Source organism: Rhodococcus sp. IEGM 1318 (genome assembly GCF_033142465.1).
GTDB lineage: Bacteria > Actinomycetota > Actinomycetes > Mycobacteriales > Mycobacteriaceae > Rhodococcus_F > Rhodococcus_F qingshengii_B.
Window position 1 is genome coordinate 418,051 of sequence record NZ_JAWLSC010000004.1, and the last position, 20,975, is coordinate 439,025.

17 protein-coding genes are annotated in these 20,975 nt (G+C 63.3%); 8 read left to right on the top strand and 9 right to left on the bottom strand.

The window, feature by feature from the left end; genetic code table 11:
* Positions 1 to 40: 40 nt before the first annotated feature.
* Entirely contained in the window at positions 41 to 517 is a 477-nt protein-coding gene (gene rraA / locus R4P65_RS12885; protein WP_003943552.1) for a ribonuclease E activity regulator RraA, read from the top strand.
* Positions 518 to 532: 15 nt separating this feature from the next.
* Here the strand turns inward: rraA and R4P65_RS12890 are convergent, their stop codons facing one another.
* Complete coding sequence (locus tag R4P65_RS12890; RefSeq protein WP_003943569.1) at positions 533 to 760, bottom strand: RNA-binding S4 domain-containing protein; 228 nt, start codon at positions 758 to 760, stop codon at positions 533 to 535.
* 88 nt (positions 761 to 848) lie between these two features.
* Between R4P65_RS12890 and lysX the strand changes: the two genes are divergently transcribed.
* The 4 genes from lysX to R4P65_RS12910 all read left to right on the top strand — a co-directional run bounded on the left by lysX (position 849) and on the right by R4P65_RS12910 (position 7,202).
* Positions 849 to 4,205: a bifunctional lysylphosphatidylglycerol synthetase/lysine--tRNA ligase LysX gene (gene lysX, locus R4P65_RS12895; RefSeq protein ID WP_317826759.1), complete on the top strand. Its 3,357-nt coding sequence runs from the start codon at positions 849 to 851 to the stop codon at positions 4,203 to 4,205.
* A 13-nt stretch (positions 4,206 to 4,218) separates the two neighbouring features.
* Complete coding sequence (locus R4P65_RS12900; protein WP_317826760.1) at positions 4,219 to 5,109, top strand: alpha/beta hydrolase; 891 nt, start codon at positions 4,219 to 4,221, stop codon at positions 5,107 to 5,109.
* Between the two features lie 78 nt (positions 5,110 to 5,187).
* The gene (locus R4P65_RS12905; RefSeq protein WP_230816148.1) at positions 5,188 to 6,597 is read left to right on the top strand and encodes a diguanylate cyclase; all 1,410 of its coding nucleotides are present in this window, start codon (positions 5,188 to 5,190) and stop codon (positions 6,595 to 6,597) included.
* 5 nt (positions 6,598 to 6,602) lie between these two features.
* The gene (locus R4P65_RS12910) at positions 6,603 to 7,202 is read left to right on the top strand and encodes a histidine phosphatase family protein (protein WP_317826761.1); all 600 of its coding nucleotides are present in this window, start codon (positions 6,603 to 6,605) and stop codon (positions 7,200 to 7,202) included.
* A 6-nt stretch (positions 7,203 to 7,208) separates the two neighbouring features.
* Here R4P65_RS12910 and R4P65_RS12915 read toward each other — a convergent pair whose 3' ends face one another.
* The 6 genes from R4P65_RS12915 to R4P65_RS12940 form a co-directional block, all read right to left on the bottom strand.
* Complete coding sequence (locus tag R4P65_RS12915; protein WP_230816150.1) at positions 7,209 to 8,198, bottom strand: ABC transporter ATP-binding protein; 990 nt, start codon at positions 8,196 to 8,198, stop codon at positions 7,209 to 7,211.
* Positions 8,198 to 9,295: an ABC transporter ATP-binding protein gene (locus R4P65_RS12920; RefSeq protein WP_003943600.1), complete on the bottom strand. Its 1,098-nt coding sequence runs from the start codon at positions 9,293 to 9,295 to the stop codon at positions 8,198 to 8,200. The genes R4P65_RS12915 and R4P65_RS12920 overlap by 1 nt, the downstream gene beginning before the upstream one ends.
* Positions 9,292 to 10,386 carry an ABC transporter permease gene (locus R4P65_RS12925; protein WP_007735813.1) on the bottom strand — a complete coding sequence of 365 codons (1,095 nt, stop codon included), beginning with the start codon at positions 10,384 to 10,386 and terminating at the stop codon, positions 9,292 to 9,294. The genes R4P65_RS12920 and R4P65_RS12925 overlap by 4 nt, the downstream gene beginning before the upstream one ends.
* Positions 10,379 to 11,335 (bottom strand): ABC transporter permease, encoded by a 957-nt coding sequence (locus R4P65_RS12930; protein ID WP_019746259.1) that lies wholly within the window; start codon positions 11,333 to 11,335, stop codon positions 10,379 to 10,381. Before R4P65_RS12930 ends, R4P65_RS12925 begins: the two co-directional genes overlap by 8 nt.
* A 144-nt stretch (positions 11,336 to 11,479) precedes the next feature.
* On the bottom strand, positions 11,480 to 13,099 hold the full coding sequence (locus R4P65_RS12935; protein ID WP_317826762.1) for an ABC transporter substrate-binding protein: 1,620 nt from the start codon (positions 13,097 to 13,099) through the stop codon (positions 11,480 to 11,482).
* A 193-nt stretch (positions 13,100 to 13,292) separates the two neighbouring features.
* A complete protein-coding gene (locus tag R4P65_RS12940; RefSeq protein WP_317826763.1) occupies positions 13,293 to 14,888 on the bottom strand; it encodes a Na+/H+ antiporter in 1,596 nt (531 codons plus the stop codon).
* 26 nt (positions 14,889 to 14,914) lie between these two features.
* On the opposite strand from R4P65_RS12940, the gene R4P65_RS12945 reads away from it, so the two are divergent.
* Positions 14,915 to 15,235 carry a UBP-type zinc finger domain-containing protein gene (locus tag R4P65_RS12945; protein WP_317826764.1) on the top strand — a complete coding sequence of 107 codons (321 nt, stop codon included), beginning with the start codon at positions 14,915 to 14,917 and terminating at the stop codon, positions 15,233 to 15,235.
* Positions 15,236 to 15,527: 292 nt separating this feature from the next.
* Entirely contained in the window at positions 15,528 to 17,840 is a 2,313-nt protein-coding gene (locus tag R4P65_RS12950; RefSeq protein WP_317826765.1) for a transketolase-like TK C-terminal-containing protein, read from the top strand.
* Between the two features lie 75 nt (positions 17,841 to 17,915).
* Here the strand turns inward: R4P65_RS12950 and R4P65_RS12955 are convergent, their stop codons facing one another.
* Together R4P65_RS12955 and R4P65_RS12960 are read right to left on the bottom strand one after the other, a co-directional pair.
* On the bottom strand, positions 17,916 to 19,535 hold the full coding sequence (locus R4P65_RS12955) for an ABC transporter substrate-binding protein (protein ID WP_317826767.1): 1,620 nt from the start codon (positions 19,533 to 19,535) through the stop codon (positions 17,916 to 17,918).
* Positions 19,536 to 19,709: 174 nt separating this feature from the next.
* On the bottom strand, positions 19,710 to 20,000 hold the full coding sequence (locus R4P65_RS12960) for a putative quinol monooxygenase (protein WP_003943546.1): 291 nt from the start codon (positions 19,998 to 20,000) through the stop codon (positions 19,710 to 19,712).
* A gap of 71 nt (positions 20,001 to 20,071) precedes the next feature.
* Here R4P65_RS12960 and R4P65_RS12965 point away from each other — a divergent pair, with 71 nt between their 5' ends.
* Positions 20,072 to 20,974 carry an SDR family NAD(P)-dependent oxidoreductase gene (locus R4P65_RS12965; protein WP_230816156.1) on the top strand — a complete coding sequence of 301 codons (903 nt, stop codon included), beginning with the start codon at positions 20,072 to 20,074 and terminating at the stop codon, positions 20,972 to 20,974.
* Position 20,975: the final 1 nt, after the last annotated feature.

The window sequence follows — 20,975 nt, forward strand, 5'->3', positions numbered from 1 at the left end:
GGAACCCGTGGTCGGCTCGCTGCCGACTATCCTGTGGGGCATGACCGAGCCTGTAGCGACCGCTGACCTTGCCGACGAGATCGGACCCGACATCCGCAGCTGCGACACGCAGTTCACCCAGTTCGGTGGACGTGAGGTTTTTGCCGGCCCCATCACCACCATCAAGTGCTTCCAGGACAACCTGCTCGTGAAGCAGACCCTCAGCGAACCGGGCAACGGCGGAGTCCTCGTCGTCGACGGTGACGCGAGCATCCACACCGCGCTGGTCGGCGACATCATCGCCGGCCGCGGCGTCGACAACGGCTGGGCCGGCGTCATCGTCAACGGAGCTGTCCGCGACTCGGCGATCCTGCGCACCCTCGACATCGGCGTCAAGGCTTTGGGTACTAACCCGCGAAAGAGCACTCAGACCGGTTCGGGTGAGAAGAACGTGCCGATCGAAATCGGCGGCGTCACCTTCAACCCAGGCGAGATCGTCTACAGCGACCAAGACGGCGTCGTCGTTCGCGAAAGCTAGTCAGAAGTCGCGGGATCAGGCGGGGGCTTCCACTTTGGCGGCCATCCCGCCGATCTCGACGACATCGCCGTCACGAAGCTGACGGCCACGGCGATCTTCGACCTCACCGTTGACCGAAACCATGCCGTCGGCGATCACTTCCTTGGCCTCCGCGCCCGATTCGATGAGGTTCGCGAGCTTCAGAAACTGACCGAGCCGAATCATTTCGTCGCGGATGGGTACTGCTGGAATGTTGTCGGTCATGTCAATCATCTTCCTCCTCCCACAAAACTGGACACGACAGACCACACTTAGCGTGAGGATCTGATCGACCGGTAGGAGAGGAAGCTCGATGGCACCATTGACCGAGGTATCGGACACCACTGCAGAGTTGGTGGAATCGCCACCCGAAAATCCGCGCCAGGCGCGTCGATTCCGCAAAGGGCGGTTCAGCCAGGTTCCCCATATCTCGGGACTGATCCTCGGAGTCTTCTCTGTACTGGTGTTCCTGTGGAGCATCTCGCCGGTACTGCGGCACATCCTCCGCGTCCCACGCGAATACATCGACAATTACTACTTCGACGCACCGGATACGAGCCTGTCGTGGGCGCTCGTCGTCGCCCTGCTCGCCGCTGCCCTCGCGAGCCGCAAGCGCATCGCCTGGTGGCTGTTGACGATCTACCTGTCACTGATCACCCTCACTAACATCGCCTCCGCGATCGTCGACAAGAACCCGAACAACGCCGTGGCCGTTGTCGTTCTACTGATCGTGATCGGAATCCTGATCGCCGCGAGGCCCGAGTTCTACACACGCGTACGACGCGGCGCCGGCTGGAAAGCTCTCGGCGTGCTGATCGGCGGCATGGCTGTAGCGACCGTGATCGGTTGGGGCCTGGTCGAACTCTTCCCAGGTGACCTGCCGCAGAACCAACGATTCCTGTGGGCACTGAACCGCGTCACCGCCGCGGCTTCGGTTGACAACGAGGTGTTCGACGGTCATCCACGCGTCTTCGTCAACACGATCCTCGGTCTCCTCGGCGCCATCGCACTACTCGCCGCCGTCATGACGCTCTTCCGCGCGCAACGCTCCAACAACGCCCTCACCGGAAACGACGAGTCCGCGATCCGCGGGCTGATCCAGAACTTCGGTGCCGACGACTCCCTCGCCTACTTCGCCACCCGCCGCGACAAGGCCGTCATCTTCGCACCGAGCGGCAAGGCCGCGATCACGTATCGCGTCGAAATCGGCGTCTGCCTCGCCAGTGGTGACCCGATCGGCGATCCCGAAGCCTGGCCGCACGCCATCGAAGCCTGGCAAGGACTCGCGTCGCAGTACGGCTGGGCGACGGCCGTCATGGGCGCCAGCGAAACCGGAGCGACGGCGTACAAGAAGGCGGGCTTGAGCGTCCTGCAACTCGGCGACGAAGCGATCCTGCGTACCCGCGAGTTCAATCTCAACGGACGCGATATGCGTCCGGTCCGTCAGGCCGTCACCCGTGTGAGACGCCACGGCGTCACCGTCCGGATGCGACGCCATCGCGACATCCCGCCCGAGGACATGGCGGCCGTCATCATCCGCGCCGACGACTGGCGCGACACCGATACCGAGCGCGGCTTCTCCATGGCGCTCGGCCGATTGGGCGATCACCTCGACGGCGACTGCCTCCTCGTCGAGGCCGTCATGGGTGAAGGCACCGAGGACGAAAGCGTCGTCGGCATGCTCTCGCTCGTGCCGTGGGGTCCGAACGGCGTGTCGCTCGACCTGATGCGCCGCAAGCCGACTGCGCCCAACGGAGTCGTCGAACTGATGGTCGCGGAGTTGGCCACACGTTCGGACGAGATCGGCGTCGTACGGGTCTCGCTCAACTTCGCCGTGTTCCGCTCGGTATTCGAGGAAGGTTCGCGCATCGGCGCCGGCCCGATCCTCCGCATTTGGCGCTCGGTGCTCGTCTTCTTCTCGCGCTGGTGGCAGCTCGAAGCCCTGTACCGCTCGAATGTGAAGTACCAGCCTGATTGGGAGCCACGCTTCCTCTGCTTCGAAGACAACCGCGAACTGCCGCGCGTCGGATTCGCGTCGGCCATCGCCGAAGGCTTTGTGGTGCTGCCCAGTTTCGGGCGCAAGTCGAGCCAGGTCGTCAAACACACCGGCACGCATGTGGCGGTGCCCGCCGCTCTGGTGACGTCCGAAGGACTGCACGCCGACGGCAGTCCGCCGGACTCGGCGCCGTCGTTCACGACCAACGGCCCGCGTCGACCCGAGCAGGTTCGGGTGCGCATGAACAAGCTCGCGCAACTGGCCGACGAAGGAATCGCCGCGTACCCCGTCGCCTATCCGCCGACGCACACGATCGCGGCGGCAGCGAAGTCACCGGAGGGCACCCGCGTGCGAATCGCGGGACGCCTCCTGCGGGTCCGCGACTACGGCGGAGTGGTGTTCACGGACGTGCGCGATTGGTCCGGCGACATTCAGGTCCTGGTCGACCAGGACAACGTCGGCCGCGAGAAATTGGCGGAGTTCGCCGCCGAGTTCGATCTCGGTGACCTTATCGAGGTCAGCGGAACCATCGGCCGCAGCCGCAAGGGCGAACTGTCGCTCATCGCCACCGAATGGCGCATGAACGGCAAGTGCCTGCACCCGCTGCCGGACAAGTGGAAGGGCCTCTCGGATCCCGAGACCCGTGTCCGCCAGCGATACCTCGACATCGCTCTCAACCCGAAGGCCCGCGAACTGCTCGAGGCCCGAAGCGCCGTCGTGAAGTCGCTGCGCGATTCACTCGGTAGTCGCGGATACCTCGAAGTCGAGACGCCGATCCTGCAGCAGGTGCACGGCGGCGCGAACGCCGCACCGTTCCTGACACACATCAACGCGTACAACCTCGACCTCTATCTCCGCATCGCACCCGAGCTGTACCTGAAGCGCCTGTGCGTCGCGGGTATGGAAAAGGTGTTCGAGATCGGCCGCGTGTTCCGCAACGAGGGCGTCGACTTCAAACACAATCCCGAGTTCACGATCCTCGAGGCGTACGAGGCGCACAGTGACTACGAGGGCATGATGCGGATGTGCCGCGAGCTGATCCAGGCGGCGGCCGTCGCAGCGTTCGGTCGCGAGATCATCATGCGACCCGGCCCGGACGGCGAACTGGTCGAGGTCGACATCTCCGGCGAGTGGCCGGTGAAAACGATGCACGGCGCCGTCGCCGAAAAACTTGGCGTCGACGTCTCCCCCGAGACGAATCTCGAAGACCTGCAGAAGCTGTGCGACGCCAACGAGATTCCGTACCAGTCCAGCTGGGATACCGGCGCCATTGCGCAGGAAATGTACGAGCACCTGGTCGAGGACTACACCGAGTTCCCGACGTTCTACACCAACTTCCCCACCTCGATGTCGCCGCTCACCCGGCCGCACCGCAGCATCCCCGGCGTCGCCGAGAAGTGGGACCTGGTGGCGTGGGGCGTCGAACTCGGAACCGCGTACAGCGAGCTGACGGACCCCGTGGATCAACGCAACCGGCTCACCGAGCAGTCGATGCTCGCGGCCGGCGGCGACCCAGAAGCGATGGAATTGGACGAGGACTTCCTCCAAGCCCTCGAACACGCGATGCCGCCGACGGGTGGTCTCGGGATGGGCGTCGACCGAATCGTCATGCTGATCACGGGTGGCAGCATCCGCGAGACGCTGGCCTTCCCCCTCGCGAAACCGCGTCAGTAGTCCGGATTCTCGCGTGCCGGAATTGTTCCACGTGAAACCACCGGGCGAAATCTTGCAGGTCGGCGAGAACCGGCTGCATGTTCTGGCCGAAGGCGACGGCCCCGTCGTCGTCCTGTGCGGCGGGCTGGCAGGCAACTGGTTCGACTGGGATGACTGCGCACGTCATCTCCAGTCGGACCACACCGTCGTCCGGTTCGATCGCCCGGGTTTCGGACTCAGTGAGCCGACTTCCGAAGTGCCGACCGTGCGCGGTGAAGCTCAGCGGATCCTCGATGTTCTCGACGCTCTGGGGTTGGAGGGGCCGGCGGTGGTGGTCGGCCACTCCATCGCCGGCTTCTACGTCGAAGGCTTTGCACGCCTCTTCCCCGATCGCGCGGCGGGAATGCTCCTCCTCGATTCCAGTGCCGAGAAAGAACCGAAACGTCTTTTCCCCCGCGACCTACTGCTGATCGCCTCCCGGGCCGCCGCGGCCTCGTTCAGCACCACCGGGCTGCAACGTCTCCTCGGCACCACGACGCGCAAGATCCTCAACCAGTCCGTGCCGCCGAGCGGCTCCTCGGACGCGACGCTCGAATGGGTCCGGAAGATCTACCGCGAGCCTCATTATCTGGAAGCGGCGATGGTCGAATACGTCGCATACACCGATATGGCGTTGGAGCTCAACGCTTTACGACGGTCGAGCACGCACCCCCTACCCGACATCGACCGTAGCGTCGTCGCCGCGCACACGGGCCACACCACCCCCTGGTCCATCGCCTGGATGGCGAAACAGCAGAAACTCGCCACCTACCTCGGCGGAAGCTTTCACGTACTACGCCCGGCGCATCACCACGCCATGATCGATCAGCCCGAGGAGTTGGCGGAATTGATCCGGCGCCTCACGCAGCCGAACCGTCGAGAGTGACACCTAAAGTTACAACTCGGACAGTAGCCGGATCATTGCTAGTCTCGGACAGCTTCTGCTTTCTACGACAGGCTGACCATGGACCGTTCGACACGTCAGGTGCGCTCGTGCCTGATTTTCGTGGCGATCCTCGTTGTCGCCCTGGCGGGCATCGCCGCCCGTCCGCCCGGGTTTCTCTCGACCTTCTGGCCCGCCAACGCGATCCTTCTGGGCATTCTCCTTCGTAACCCTCGCTCGTTTGCGCCGATCGGACTGGCTGTCGGCGGCGCCGCGCTGATGACAGCGGATCTTGCGACCGGAAGCCCCGTGCAGCGGGCCTTCGAACTGAATGCGATCAACCTGATCGGAGTCACGACGGGATTGATCGCCGCGAACTTGCTCGGCTGCTTTCCACAGCGAGTCTCCGAAGCGAAGTACACCACCAGAGTCTTTCTCGTTTCGGTTCTGGCATCTCTGACGGCCGGGTCCGCCAGCGCACTCCGCACTCAACTCCACGAAGGAAGCGGTGCGGCAACGGAATTGGTGGGGTGGTTCTTCGCCGACCTGTGTACGTATCTGATCGTGCTGCCGATCGTTCTGTCGGCACCGACGCTCGAACACATTCGTAGAACCTTCGGGCCGTCTGTGCGGCAGAGTCTGCGCGTGAGGCGGCTCACACAGATCCTTGCGCCGCTAGCCGCACTCCTGGTCTGTCTGCCGTTCGCCTTGGAGGTGCAGGGTGCTCTTGCGCTACTGCTCCCGATGCCGGCGCTCCTGTGGTGCGCGATGCGCGTCTCACTGTTCAGCACTTCGCTACTGGCAGCCGGATGGAGTGCCTGGGCACTGGTCATGGCGGGCAAGGGGCGACTGGCACTGGCAGATCCGATTCACCTGCTGAGCGAAGGCGTGACCACCAGAATCTCCGTCATCTTGATGGCACTCTCCCCCATCGCCGTGGCCGTCGCGACGGGCGCACAGCGACGCGCTGAGCGAGAACTCCAACGAATCGCCGAATGCGACGCCTTGACCGGAACGCTGAGTCGCCACGCGTTCTGGACCCAATCGCAGGAACTCCTCGACGCCCAGCACGCGGCGCAACGACCGATCGCCGTCATGATGCTCGATCTCGACCACTTCAAATCCATCAACGACAACCTCGGTCATCTCACCGGCGATTCGGTCCTCGAACAATTCGGAAACACCCTCCTCGCCACTACCGAAGGACTGGGACTGTCCGGTCGACTGGGTGGTGAAGAATTTGCCGTCGCGATAGGCGACTGCACCTTCGAGGAAGCCATCCAGCTCGCGGAGCGGATTCGGCAGACCCAGGAGGCTCACGCGCGATCCATTCGCGGTTTCGCGGGAACGGTCAGTATCGGCGTCGCCTGGGTCGATCGTGCGATGCCGGGCATGGAGACTCTGCTCGACATCGCCGACAACGCGATGTACCAGGCAAAACGCGACGGCCGAAACCTCGTGGTGGCGTTCGATCTCTACATGGCAAGGTGACGTAGGTGCAACTACTCCTGATCCGACACGCGCTCCCCGAACTGGCCGAGGTCACCGAAGGCCGCGCCGATCCCTCGCTGACCGACGAAGGCCACGCTCAGGCACTACGGCTGCCCGCAGCACTGGCGCCGTACCGGACCACCGGGCTCTTCAGCAGCCCGCAGAAGCGCGCACTCGAGACCGCGGTCCCAGTAGCGCAGGTATTGGATCTTCCGGTCACCCAGCTCGAGGGTCTGGCGGAATACGACTACGAGCAGCCCCACTACATCCCGATGCACGAGGTCTTGGAACGCGCACCGGAAACGTATGCGCGCATCAAAGCCGGCTGGCTACCCGAGTCGGTGGACGGCGACGCTTTTCGTGAGCGCGTACTCGGCGCGATCGACGACGTGGTCGCGGCGACTGACAACGACGCCACCGTCGCGATCTTCTGCCACGGCGGCGTCGTCAACATCATTCTTCAGGAACTACTCGGGCTGGAGCGTCCGTTGACCTTCCCGATCGAGTACGTCTCCGTGACGCGAATTCTTGTTTCCCGTAATGGAAGCCGCAGGGTCGGGTCGATCAACGAAACCGGTCACGTGCGAAACATGTTGCGCGTCTAGCTCAACTCACACGTTGTGGCACGCCACCTGGTGTCCACCCTCGACGAGACGGAGTTCGGGAACTTCCTCCGCACAGAGATCCGTGGCCAGCGGGCACCGGGTACGAAACCGGCAGCCACTGGGCGGATTGAGCGGCGACGGCAGTTCGATGACCTTCTGCTCGACGTTCTGCGCCGCGGTCACGGTGGCGTCGGGATCGGGAATCGAAGCCAGCAGTAGCTGCGTATACGGGTGCAGCGCACGGTTCTGCATGTCTTCTGCGGGAACGATTTCGCAGACGCGACCCAGATACATGATCATCACGCGGTCACTGATGTTCTTCACGACGGCCATGTTGTGCGCGATGAACAGCAAAGACAGCCCGTGACGCTTCTTCGCGTCCTCGAGCAGGTTCAGAATCTGCGCCTGCACGGACACGTCGAGGCTCGAGACCGGCTCATCACAGATCAGGACCTTGGGGTCGAGCATCAACGCGCGGGCGATGCACACGCGCTGACACTGTCCGCCCGAGAGCTCGCGCGGGGTCCGGTCCCACACCATGTCTGGGTCCAACCCGACCTCGGCGAGAACCTCGCGCGCCCGAGCTTCGATGGCGGCCTTGTCTTTTCCGCCCCAGATCGACGGACCCTCGGTGATGAGAGCCTTGACCTTGCGTCGCGGGTTCAGCGAGGAGATCGGATCCTGAAAGATCATCTGCAACTGGGTGCGGCTGCGACGCAACTCCTCCGCGCCCAGTGCCGTCATCTCCGTCCGTCCCAGGCGAATGGAACCCGACGTCGGCGAAGGCAACTGCATGATCGCCCGGCCCGCCGTGGACTTGCCGCAGCCGGATTCACCGACCACACCCAAGGTTTCACCCGGGGCGACGGTGAAGCTGATCCCGGATACAGCATGAACAGTCTGACCCTTGCCGACGTTGAATTCGACGACCAGGTCCTCGACCGTCAAGGCCGCGTCCACCGTCTCGGGCTTTCTGGTATCCACTGATGCAGTCATCAGACCATCTCCTTCACCGCGAGCGTCAGGCCCGCTGCGGTCGTGCCGGCCTTCTCGTTGGCGACCAATGCCGTTGTGCCTTCCGGGGTATCGACCGGGTAGTGGCACGCGAACGTATGACTTTCGGTTGTGTTGTCCCCAGGGCCGCCGGGAGCCAGAGCCGGGTCGCCGGTCAGGCAGTCGTCCTGGGCGTACCGGCAGCGAGCGGCGAAGCGGCAACCGGTGATCGGCTTCGTCATGTCCGGGAGCCCACCCGGAATTGTCTGCAGCACTGTGTGCGTCGGCGATTCGAGTCGCGGAATCGCGGCCATCAGCGCTTCGGTGTACGGATGACGCGGACGAGTGAACAACTCTTCGGTCGCCGACGTTTCCACGACGGAACCGGCGTACATGACGGCGACACGATCCGATCGACCCGACACCACACCGAGGTCGTGGCTGATCAGGATGACGGCCATGTTGAGCTTGTCGTTGAGTGAGGCGAGCAGGTCGAGGATCTGCTTCTGTACCGTCACGTCGAGAGCGGTCGTCGGCTCGTCCGCGATCAGCAGTTTCGGCTCGCAGGCCAGGGCCATCGCGATGACCACGCGCTGTCGCATACCGCCCGACAGTTCGTGCGGGTACTGATCGAGCCGACGCTTGGGCTCGGGGATACCCACCATCGACAGGAGTTCCGCAGCGCGATCGCGGGCCGCGTCCTTCTTCAGACCCAGGTGGAACTTCAAGGATTCGGTGATGTGGGTGCCGATTCGCTTGAACGGATTGAGCGAGGTCATCGGGTCCTGGAAGACCATGGCGATCTCGGGTCCCCAGAAGTGCTTCATCTCCGACTTCTTCATCGTCGACATGTCGCGGCCGGCAAACGTCACCGTCCCGCTGATGTCGAGGGCTGGACCCTTCTGGAGCAGACCCATGATGGTGCGCCCGAGAACCGACTTGCCGGAACCGGATTCGCCGACGATGCCGAGAGTCTCACCAGCGGAGACGTGGATCGAGACACCGTCGACTGCTCGCAACTGGCCACGCGGAGTGGCGAATACGGTTCTGATGTTGTCCGCCTGCAGCAGCGGAACGCCGTTCTGAGCTGAAGTGGTCACAGCTTACTCCGATACTTCTCGCCGATGAGGTTGAAGGAGAACACCGTAAGGAAGAGGAAGACGCCTGGTACCAGGACGATGAACGGATGCTTCTCCACGATCCCGCCCTGACCTTCGGCAATCATGTTGCCCCAGGTCGGATCGGGTTGTGCGATACCGAGTCCGAGGAAGCTCAGTGAGGCTTCCGCGACGATCAGACCGGAGACGGCCACCAAGCCGAGCGCGGCGACGGGAACGAGGACGTTGGGAACCAACTCGCGCCAGATGACACGCCATTTGGTGGCGCCCATGGCACGGGCGGCAAGCACGAACTCCCGTTGGGCGACAACGATGGTGTTGGCCCTCGCGATTCGAACCATGCTGGGAATGCAGAGAATCGAGAGTGCGAGCGTGATGTTGCGCAGGTTCGACGTGAGCACTGCGGCCAGTGCGATCAGCAGGACCAGGGAAGGAATGGCCAGCAGCGAGTTGGTCAGGATTCCGACGACGGCATCGACCTTGCCGCGGAAGTAACCCGCCATGACGCCGATGGTGCCACCGATGATCATCCCGATCAGTACGGCGCAGATGGCCACGGTCAAGGATGCTCGAGCCCCGAACAGGGCGCGGGCGAGGAGGTCGAGACCGAAGTTGTTGGTACCCAACGGGTGATCGGACAGCAGACTCGGCGAGGCGAAGCCCGGCTCGGCCAAGGTCTTGACCGTGTCCTTGTACTCACCGAGCGGCAGCAGCGGCGCGAAGATCGCGGCCAGGATCAGCGCGACCAGCCAGATGCACGCCAACCAGTACGACAGATCGAACTGACTGCCCCACTTGGACGTACCGAGTTTGCCGAGACCCTTGAAGAGGAAAACCAGGGCAACGAGCGCGAGCACGATGCGGACGGTCATCATGATGGCCGAACCGAAGAGCGCGGTGCCGAGAAGCGCAACGCCGACCACTGTGAGAATCGATCCGATCAGGACCAGATTCTTGGGCTGTTCCAACGTCTCGACGGGACCGGGAGCCAGCAGGACTGTCTGCTGCCGGTATGTCATCACCTCGGACGGGGCCGGCGACGGGGCCGCTCCGTCTGGCGTCACTTCAGACATGGACACGACGACTCCTCGGGTCAAGATAGGTGTACAGAACATCGATCGCACTGTTGACGAGGACGTAGATGACGGCGATCACGACCACCGCGCCCAGCAGCATCGGCGAATCACCTTGCTGCGCTGCGCGGACGATGAGCGTGCCCATTCCGGGCAACGAGAAGAGCGTCTCGACGATCACGGTGCTGCCGATCATGCCGCCGAGAGCCAGACCCATCATCGTGATGAGCGAGAACGACGACGGCCGAAGCGCGTCACTGAAAAGCACTCGCAGCGTGGGCATTCCCTTGGCCTTCGACGCGAGGATGTAATCCTCACGGAGCGTCGTCACCAGGTCGGATCGGAGAACGCGAGTGAACATCGCCATCTCGAGGAGGCTGATGGTGATTGCGGGAAGTATTGCGTGTGAGAGGTTTCCGGAGAGGCTGTCGCCGATGCGCACCCACTGTGATCGCGGGAACCAGCCGAGCCAGTTGACGGTGACCATGATCAGCAACAGACCGGCGAGGAAGCTCGGGACGGAAAGAACACCGAACGTCGCGGCGCTGATGACGCGGTCGATGACGCCTCCTTCGTGGTGCGCCGACCAGAGTGCGAGCGGCACGGCGACGACGAGTGCGATGACCAAACCCATCACTGCCAACTGAACGCTGACGGGCAGTGCCGAGCCGATCGCGGTGAGGACGTCCTGCTGCGGGGGAACAAGCGAATTACCGAGGTCGCCTTGCAGAGCGCTGGTCAGCCAGTCCCAATAGCGAACCAGGAGTGGGTCGTTGAGCCCGAGCTGCTGCCGAACTTCCTCGTACTCGGCGGGCGTTCTGCCTTCACCGAGAACGGAGACAGCAGGATCGCCGGGGATCAGTGATGCCAGCACGAAGGTTCCGAAGCTGACGATCAGGATCACAATGACGAGCTGGCCCAATTTCTTACCTATTGCGCCGATGTTCATCGATTTCGTCTCCTTCGGACAGCGAGCTCGCAATACACAGCAGTTCCTCTGATTTCAGGTCTTCGTTCGCGGCCGGCCCCGATCCGCTGCAATATCGGCGCGGGGCCGGCCGTGAACTTCAAGCTCTCCAGGGCTTCAGGCTCTCTAGGACTTCCAGGCTCCGTCGAAGAGCACGATTCCGTCGAGGCTCTGCTCGAGACCGTGAACGTTCTGGTTCCAGACGTCGAGTGCTGCAACGTTGCCCCACACCTGCCACGGGACGGTCTCGTTGGCGCGTTCCTGAATCTGTGCCAGGACTGCCTTCTTGTCGTCGTCGGTGGTTGCGACGCCCAACTTGTCCAGTAGAGCGTCCATTTCGGCGTCGGAGTAGCCGGTCGCGTTATTACGGCCGCCGGACTTGATGCCCGTGTACAGACGCTCGTAGGGATCGGCCTCGGCAAGGCTCAATGCTGCGGTGCTCATGTCGTAGTCGTGATCGGCATACATCCGCTTGACCAGATCACCTGCACCGGTGACGTATTCGATCTGAGCGTCGAATCCGACTGCGTTGAGCATCGCCTGGATGGCCAGAGCGGTCGCCTGCGCGGACGGTTCCTGGATGGAGAGGAACGTGATCTTTCCGTCGTAGCCGTCGGCCTTGGCCTGATCGAGCAGTTCCCTCGCCTTGGCGGGATCGACACCGATCGGTGCGACGTCGTTGTGCCAACGCGAGGTGTCCTGGAAGATCTCCTGGCCGGGCAGTCCCTTGCCGTTGTTGACGCGGGTGTTGAGCGTCTCCGGATCGACGGCCAGCGCCATCGCCTGGCGGACACGAACATCCGAGCCCGGGCGGCCCGGGGCCATGTTCACGTTCGCGATGTAGCCGAGCGACGGGATGTCGACGAAGCCGGGGTAGCCCGACTCGATCAGATCCAGGATCGGGGTGAGCGTACGCATGTACGCGGCATCGATGCCGCCGGTCTTGAGGGCTTCGGCGGTGGGCTGAGCGCCGACGATGCTGATCAGCTTGAGCTTGTCGATGTTCGGTGCGCCGTCGTAGTAGTCGGGGCGAGCAGCCAACAGAAGTTCCTCGTTGGGAGCGAACTTCTCGAGAGTGAAGGCGCCGGCACCGATCGGGGTGAACTGGTCAGCCTGCTGGGCGCTCGGGGCGACGATCATGCCGGGTCCGGTGGCGAGCATCGACTGGATGCCCGTCCACGGATCAACGAGGTTGAAGACAACCGTCGTCGCGTCCGGGGTGTCGATCGAGGCAACCTTGGAAGCCCAGAGGCTCGACTGAGGTCCCTTGTTGGTGACGTAGCGGTTGATGCTGTCCGCCACTGCTTTGGAATCGAAAGCTGTTCCGTCGCTGAACTTCACACCGTCGCGCAACTTCAGCGTCCAGGTCTTGCTGTCCGAACTCGCTTCGAGCGACTGGGCGAGCTTGGGCTCGAACTTCTGCCCGATGGGGTCGTAACGCATGAGCACGTCGTAGATGGCGCTGAGCTCGCTGCCACCGGTAGCGCCGGCAACCTGAGCCTTCGCGGGATCGAGAGTCGTGACCGCCGAGTAGCCGCTGAACGTCAGCGTGCCGCCCTTGGTGGGAGTGCCGGGGTCGGCCTGCTCGTTGACCATGCCGATCTTCAGCGAGGAACCGGAATCAGCGGATTCGCCGCCGCCATTGCTCGAGCCATTGTCGGCGCACGACGCCAGGAACATACTTGCGGTGATCGCCAGCGCAGCCGCAGCCAATCTGCGACTTCCGCGGCGGGAACTACGACTCATTCGAATGCCTCCAAGGCGGGGTAAGACCATGACGTGATGTGGAACACGAAACAGTCTGTGATGGGAGGCACAGAAAATCGGATCGAGTCTCGCTCAGTGGAATCGGTTAAGTTGCAGGCCTCAACGGTCGGGTAAACCGACCCTGGCCAGCGAATACCCTCGCCGAGATCAGACCAGGCGGTCTAGTCCAGATCTAGTCTCGATCCAGCGTCGCTTCCTCGAGATCGAGCTCTCGAAGTACCTTTCGGAGAACCTCGTCGTCGATCCGGCCGGCATCGCGCTCGGCGATGAAGACACCTCGCTCGGCATCGATCATCTCGAGGCGCAGCGAGCGGAAGGCATTCGACGGGCTCTCCCCCAGATCCTCGTCGCTGCGCCCCAGTCGCTCCCACGCCGAGTTCGCGCGGTGGGTGTTCCAGCTTCGCAAGATGTCTGCGGCACGATTCCGGACCTGAGGAACGTCGTCGGCGTCGGCTCCGACCAACTCGTCCAGCCGCGCCGCAGCGGCCCGCGCAGCCTTGTCCTGTGCTGCCGCCTCAGCGCGTGCGTCGGACTGCGCTTCGTTGCCCTGCACGCCGAGGACACGGATGACCCACGGCAGCGTCAGGCCGTGCAGCAGTAGCGTGCCGACCACAACGACAAATGTCAGGAAGAGAATCAGCGAACGGCCGGGGAAGTCCTCCCCACTGTTGACCGTCAACGGAATCGCGAAGGCAGCCGCCAGTGACACGACCCCTCGCATACCGGCCCACGACACGACGAACACCGCCCGAGCCGAAATCTCCGGTTCCCTCGCCCTGATGCGGGGAGACAGCCAGCGTGGTACATACGTGAACGGGAACACCCAGGCGATCCGCACCACCACGACGGTCACGAGAACGGCAACCGACGCCCAGACGACGATCGAGGTGCTGTACCCCTGCAATCCGTTGACAACGCTGGGCAATTGGAGCCCGATCAACAGGAAGACGAACGACTCCAGGATCAGGTCGACGGCCTTCCACACTGCCGTGTCCTGCAAGCGCGTCGCATAACTCGCGCGGGTGGAGCGCTGGCCGAGGAACAATCCGGCCACGACGACGGCGATGACGCCCGACGCGTGGATCTCTTCTGCAGCCAGGTAGGTGAAGAACGGCACCACCAATCCGATTCCACTCTCCATCACCGGATCCTGGAGTTTGCCGCGAACCTTCGAGATGACAAAGCCCACCGCGAGGCCGATCACCGTTCCACCAACCGCTGCGACGAGGAACGTCTCGAAGCCGCCGATCAGCGTCGCACCAGTACCCACGGCGGCGGCGAGAGCAACCTTGTACGCCGTCAGAGCGGTGGCGTCGTTGAGCAGGCTCTCCCCGCCCAGCAGGGTCATGATTCGGCGCGGCAGACCGAGCTTGCGTCCGATTGCGCTCGCGGACACCGCGTCCGGCGGCGCCACGATGGCGCCGAGAACCAGTGCCGCTGCAATCGAGAACTCCGGCACGATCAGGTAGGCGACAAAGCCCACCGCTGCCGTCGTCGCCAGGGGCAGCCCCACTGCGAGAAATCCGATCGGACGCAGATTGGAACGCAGTGCCAGATATGAACTGTCCAGTGCTGCCGAGTACAGAAGTGGAGGCAACACGACGAACAGTACGAGGTCGGGATCGAGTTCCAATTCCGGAACACCCGGTATCTGACAGGCGATCAAACCGACCAGGACAAGGATCAGCGGCGAAGACAATCCGAACCTTCGCGCGACCGCCGCCACCAGCAACGCCGCTACTACAACCCCCAGTAATATGCCGTTCACCCTGGCAGCATGCAGTATGGAAGGCGATGAAGAAAATCCTGAAGCGAGCAGCAGCTCGCACACAGCAGCCCGCGCCCGCTCCGACAGGTTGCGAGGAACTAACCAATGCGCCCGACACGGACCCGGCGGCGCTGACACCCGGCGTCTGCCAGGAGTGCGCCGCGTTGGGCGAGGATAACTGGTCTCACCTGCGCATGTGCCTGTCCTGCGGCCACGTCGGATGCTGCGATTCCAGCCCTCATCAACACGCCACCAACCACTACCGCGACACCGGGCACCCGGTCATGCGCTCACACGAGCCCGGCGAATCCTGGCGCTGGTGCTACGTCCACGACCTGATGGACTGACGGCGCGCGACTCCCAGTGCACTGCGCATAGTGCCCACCTGTCACGGCGCACAGCCCTCGGCGTTGCGCACATTGCTCAATCCACTGGGTAGCTATTGCCCAATCTGTATGCCGATGATGAACTTTGACGCAGAATCTGCACAACAGATCAACAGGTGCGGCTGGACTTTGCCGCACCGAACGGTTCGGCCTCAGGAAGTCCTGCCAAACATCACAACCACATCGTCGGCCCCACGATCTGGGGTACAGGCGGTGCGGTGATCGATGTCCACTACTGAAGGCAGGACCGGCCGTGAACAGCCCCAGCATCAACCAGAACGCTCCCGAGTCACTGGCGGAGATCGAGAAGCGCGTTCTGTGGTTGTCGACCGCGATGATCCATCACGCCAACCGTGTCCGTCCGAACCCGAGTGGGCTCAAGGTCGGCGGCCATCAGGCCTCCTGCGCGTCGATGGTCTCGATCATGACGTCACTGTGGTTCGGCCAACTTCGTTCCGGCGACCGGGTTTCCGTCAAGCCGCACGCCGCTCCGGTGCTTCACGGCATCAACTATCTGCTCGGTGAACTCGACGAGTCCTACCTCACGACTCTGCGCGAGTTCGGGGGCCTGCAGAGCTACCCGAGCCGATCGAAAGATCCTGATCCGGTGGATTACTCGACCGGTTCGGTGGGCATCGGCGCGACGGCTCCCATCTGGGGCGCCATCGCACGCCGATACGTCGACGCCTCCCTCGGCGGCGCCGGAACCGGGCGTCAGTACTCCCTTGTCGGTGACGCCGAACTCGACGAGGGCGCTGTGTGGGAAGCAGTTCTCGATCATTCGGTTGCCGAACTGGGTGAGATCGTGTGGATCGTCGACCTCAACCGGCAATCACTCGACCGGGTGGTCCCGAACATCGCGGCAACCCGCCTGGAGCGCATGTTCTCAGGCGCCGGCTGGCAGGTCATCACCGTGAAGTTCGGCGCACTGCTGGAATCACTGTTCGCCCGGCCCGGCGGCACCGCGTTGCGCGAACGAATCCTGGACATGCCGAATCCGGAGTACCAGCGTCTGCTGCGATGCACGGCTGACGAGGTGCGTCTGAGACTGCCTGGCGACGCGGCGGACGCCGACGCGATCACGTCGCTGATCAACGACCTCGACGACGCCACGGTGCTCGAGGCCATCCGCAATCTCGGTGGCCACGACCTCGACGCTCTGCGAGAGGCGTACGCGCAGATCGACGACACCCGTCCCACCGTGATCATCGCGTACACGATCAAGGGCCGGGGCCTGCCGACGCAGGGTCATCCGCAGAACCATTCGTCGCTGCTCACCATCGAGCAGTACAAGCACCTGGCGGCGGAACTCGGTATGGATCCGTCGAAGCCCTGGGAACGGTTCGAGACCGACAGCCCGGCGGGCCGCATCTGCGCCGAAACCGCTGGGCGCCTGGCTCGCCCGAAGGTGGAGCATCTGGTGCCTCCGGCGGTTCCGAAAGATATCGGCCGCACTCCCTCCGGCACATCCACCACTCAGGCAGCTCTCGGTCGGGCGCTGCTCGACCTCAGCCGCGAAGCGCCGGACGCCGCGAAACGTGTTGTCACACTGAGCCCGGACGTCAGTTCCACCACGAACCTGGCAGGCTGGCTGAACAAGGTCGGGGTGTGGTCCCCCAACGAGCGGCACAACTGGTTTGCCGACGACGCCGAAACGATCATGCACTGGCGTGAGAAGCCCACCGGTCAGCACATGGAACTCGGTATCGCCGAGACCAACCTGGTCGGTCTGATGGGCGAACTCGGTGCAACCTGGAGTCGCTGGGGCCAGCCGCTCTTCCCCATCGGCGTGATGTACGACCCCTTCATCGAGCGGGCTCTCGAACCGTGGTCGTACGGCATCTACGCCGGTGGACAGTCGATCATGGTCGGCACTCCGTCAGGCATCACCTTGGCTGCCGAAGGTGGTGCACACCAGTCGATCAAGACCCCCTCCATCGGTTTGGAACAGCCGGGATGCGTCAGTTTCGAACCGGCGTTTGCCGTCGATGTGGAGTGGACGCTCCTCGACAGCATCGGACGCCTGGGCCGCCCCGACGGGAGCTCGTCGTATCTGCGTCTGTCGACTCGTCCGGTCGATCAGGCCCTGGCCGCGGTACCGACCGATCCGGCTGCGCGAGAACGCCGTCGACGTCAGGTGGTCGCCGGGGCTTACACGCTGCGGCACAATCCTGATCCTGCCGTCACTCTGGTCGGTATGGGTGCCACCGTCACCGAAACACTGGTCGCCGCAGAAAGACTCGGCGAACAAGGTATTTCCGCGGACGTCGTGTGCGTGACCAGTCCGGGCTTGCTCTTCGAAGCACTCCAGTCTCGGCGCGGCCTCGCGGACTGCCCGTCGTGGATCCTGGATCAGGTCTTTCCGAATAGCCGGTCCGCGCCGATGGTGACCGTTCTCGACGGACACCCGCACACCCTCGCGTTCCTGACGGGAATCAACAACGTCCCGGGCGCTGCGCTCGGAGTGAGCCGGTTCGGTCAGGTCGGTTCGCTCGAGGACGTCTACCGGTACCACGGCCTCGACTCCGACAGCATCGTCCGCGCCGCCCTCGATCTCACTTCTTGATCAATCACACTCTCTGATGCCGAGAAGCGTCCCCCGTGGGGAACGCTTCTCGGGTCTGGGCAGTTCTTCAGGTGTCTAGTTCTTCCAGGCCTTGTCGAAGAACATGATTCCGTCGAGGCTCTGCTCAATGCCGTGGACGTTCTGTCCCCACACACCGAGCCAGGGAGTGTTGCCGTAAACCTGCCACGGCACAACCTCATTGGCTCGCTCCTGAATCTTGGCGAGCACCTCGATCTTCGCGTCGTTCGACGTCGCTACACCCAACTGGTCGAGCAGCGAATCGATCTCGGGGTCGGAGAAGCTCGTGGCGTTGTTTCGTCCACCCGACTTGAGATTCGAGTACAGACGCTCGAACGGATCGGCTTCCGCGAGGTTGGCCGAACCTGTTGCCATGTCGAAGTCGCGGTCGGCGTACAAACGCTTGACGACGTCGGCAACCGAATTGACGTACTCGATCTGGAAGTCGAATCCGACGGCGTTGGCCATCGACTGCAGTGCCAGAGCCATCGCCTGCGCCGAATTCTCTTGGAGCGTCAGGTACGTGATCTTGCCGTCGAAACCGTCGGCCTTGGCCTCGTCGAGAAGCTGCTTCGCCTTGGCGGTGTCGACGCCGATCGGAGCTACGTCGTTGTGCCAGCGAGAGGTGTCCTGGAAGACGACCTGCCCGGGGAGGCCTTTACCTTCGTTGAGCCGGTTGTCGAGAGCGACGGGATCGGTTGCGAGCGCCAATGCCTGACGTACCCGCACGTCGGCACCGGGACGACCGGGAGCCGTGTTGACGAGCGAGAGGTACGACAGCGACGGAATGTCGACGAAGCCCGGGTAGCCGGAGTCGATCAGATCCAACACGTTCGGAAGCGAACGCATGTACGCGACGTCGGTGCCGCCGCTTTCGAGCGATTCGGTGGTGGACTGCGAACCGACGATGCTGATCAACCGCAGCTTGTCCACGTTCGGGGCACCGTCGAAGTAGTCTTCCCGAGCGTCGAGGATCAATTCCTCGTTGGGAGCGAACTTCTCGAGGGTGAACGCACCGGCGCCGATCGGGGTGAACTGATCGCCCTGCTGGGCGCTCGGCGCGACGATCATGCCGGGGCCGGTGGAGAGCAGTGACTCGATACCGGTCCAGGGGTCGACGAGATTGAAGACGACCGTCGATGGATCCGGAGTGTCGACCGACGCGACCTTCGATGCGTACAGACTCGACTGCGGTCCCTTGTTGGTGACGTAGCGATTGAGGCTCGCCGAGACGGCCGCCGAATCCACCGGAGTGCCGTCACTGAACTTCACACCGTCGCGCAGCTCGAGAGTCCACGTCTTGAAGTCCGAACTCGGCTCCATCGACTCTGCGAGCTTCGGAACAAATTCCTTGGACGCCGGGTCGTATCGCAAGAGCGTGTCGTAGATGGCGCCCAACTCCGAACCGGCGACCGAACCGGCGATCTGCGTCTTCGCGGGATCGAGATTCGTGACGGCGGAGTACCCGCTGAACGTGAGCGTGCCACCCTTGACCGCGTCACCCTCGCCGGATTGCTCGTTGACCGGGCCGATGGACAACCCTGAACCGGAATCCGGTGCGTCGCCGCTTCCACCCCCGTTCCCGCTGTCAGCGCACGACGAGACGAACAGGCCGGCGGAGACAGCCAGCGCGACGGCGGCAACCTTGCGGTGACCGCGCCGAGAACTGCGACTCATTCAAAACCTCCAGGTCAGAAACTGTGATGTGAAGCATTGTCGAGACAGTTTGTGACTTAAGGCACAGGTATTAGTCGTAGGTCCCGCTCAGTGGAATGAAGCGCGACGATTGGTCAGTTTTCGAGCGACATTCGCAGGTCAGACCCTTAGCGAAGGACAGGAATTCGTTCTGATTCAGGCGCCTTTCAACGGATGAATCGCCGGGGCGCCGTCGAGGAGCGGACCGGCAGCGGCCAGCGCAGCCTGCAAATGCGGGGACTGCATGTGAGCGTCCAACTCCTCCTGCCCGCGCCAAGTTTCGATCGTGACGAATGTGCCGGGCGCAGCCGCTGACTCGAACAACTCGTACGACACGCAGCCGTCCTCGGACCGACTCGCCTCCGCGAGAGTTGTCAGAGCCGATCGGACGTCGTCCTCGGAACCGGACTTTGCCGGGATGGTTGCAACTACACGAAGCTCGCTCATCGGATACCTTTCGCAGAGGGGAAGTCAGCTAGAGACACACGCCACAAACGTACATACGAAAAGGGCAACCAATGGGGCTACTGAAGGACGTCACCGGCTGGCGACGCGGAACGAAGTTGCAGCGTCGACTGCGCGATCTCACCGGCACGCTGGTGGTGATCACCGGTGCGGGCAGCGGCATCGGGCGTGAAACGGCCCTCGCCTTCGCGGCCCAGGGAGCTATCGTCGTCGTCTCCGACATCAACCTCGAAAGCGCGCAGGACACTGCGGCGCTCATCAACACACCCACTCAGGCCAGCGGAGCCGAAGCGGTGTTCGGTGGCGGTTCCCACGCCTACCAGGTCGACGTGTCCGACGAACAGGCAGTGATCCGGTTCGCGGAGATCGTCGCGGCACATCACGGCGTGCCGGACATCGTCGTCAACAACGCCGGAATCGGGTTCTCCGGAACGTTCGCCGACACCGAGCAACGCCAGTTCGAGCACGTCATGGACATCAACTTCTGGGGAGTTGTCTACGGCTGCCGCGCCTTCACCCCGATGATGATCGACCGAGGAACCGGCGGGCACGTCGTCAATCTGTCCTCGGCCGCCGCGTACACGCCTCAGAAGGCCCTCACCGCGTATTCGACCAGCAAGGCAGCGGTATTCATGCTCTCGGATTGCCTACGGGCAGAACTGCTTCCACACGGCATCGGCGTCAGCACCATCTGCCCCGGCCTCGTGCACACGAACATCCTCAAGACCACCGAGTTCGCCGGGACCACCGCCGAGGAGCAGCTCGAGAACCAGACCAAGGTCGACAACTTCTACCGGAAGCGAAACTTCACGCCTGATCGAGTGGCCAGCGCCATCGTGAAAGCAGTTCGCACGAACAAAGCCGTCGTGCCCGTCACCGTCGAAGCCAAGCTCGGACGCACGATCAGCCGGTTGTCTCCCGGATCGATGCGCGTCGGAGCTCGGTTCGAGATCTAGG

Bases quoted from the DNA above. Each gene is read 5' to 3' on its own strand.
- R4P65_RS12965 (WP_230816156.1), top strand. From the start codon at position 20,072: ATGGGGCTACTGAAGGACGTCACCGGCTGGCGACGCGGAACGAAGTTG.
- R4P65_RS12955 (WP_317826767.1), bottom strand. From the start codon at position 19,535: ATGAGTCGCAGTTCTCGGCGCGGTCACCGCAAGGTTGCCGCCGTCGCG.
- rraA (WP_003943552.1), top strand. From the start codon at position 41: ATGACCGAGCCTGTAGCGACCGCTGACCTTGCCGACGAGATCGGACCC.
- R4P65_RS12915 (WP_230816150.1), bottom strand. From the start codon at position 8,198: ATGACTGCATCAGTGGATACCAGAAAGCCCGAGACGGTGGACGCGGCC.
- R4P65_RS12935 (WP_317826762.1), bottom strand. From the start codon at position 13,099: ATGAGTCGTAGTTCCCGCCGCGGAAGTCGCAGATTGGCTGCGGCTGCG.
- R4P65_RS12905 (WP_230816148.1), top strand. From the start codon at position 5,188: ATGGACCGTTCGACACGTCAGGTGCGCTCGTGCCTGATTTTCGTGGCG.
- R4P65_RS12890 (WP_003943569.1), bottom strand. From the start codon at position 760: ATGACCGACAACATTCCAGCAGTACCCATCCGCGACGAAATGATTCGG.
- R4P65_RS12945 (WP_317826764.1), top strand. From the start codon at position 14,915: ATGAAGAAAATCCTGAAGCGAGCAGCAGCTCGCACACAGCAGCCCGCG.
- R4P65_RS12960 (WP_003943546.1), bottom strand. From the start codon at position 20,000: ATGAGCGAGCTTCGTGTAGTTGCAACCATCCCGGCAAAGTCCGGTTCC.
- R4P65_RS12930 (WP_019746259.1), bottom strand. From the start codon at position 11,335: ATGAACATCGGCGCAATAGGTAAGAAATTGGGCCAGCTCGTCATTGTG.
- R4P65_RS12925 (WP_007735813.1), bottom strand. From the start codon at position 10,386: ATGTCTGAAGTGACGCCAGACGGAGCGGCCCCGTCGCCGGCCCCGTCC.
- lysX (WP_317826759.1), top strand. From the start codon at position 849: ATGGCACCATTGACCGAGGTATCGGACACCACTGCAGAGTTGGTGGAA.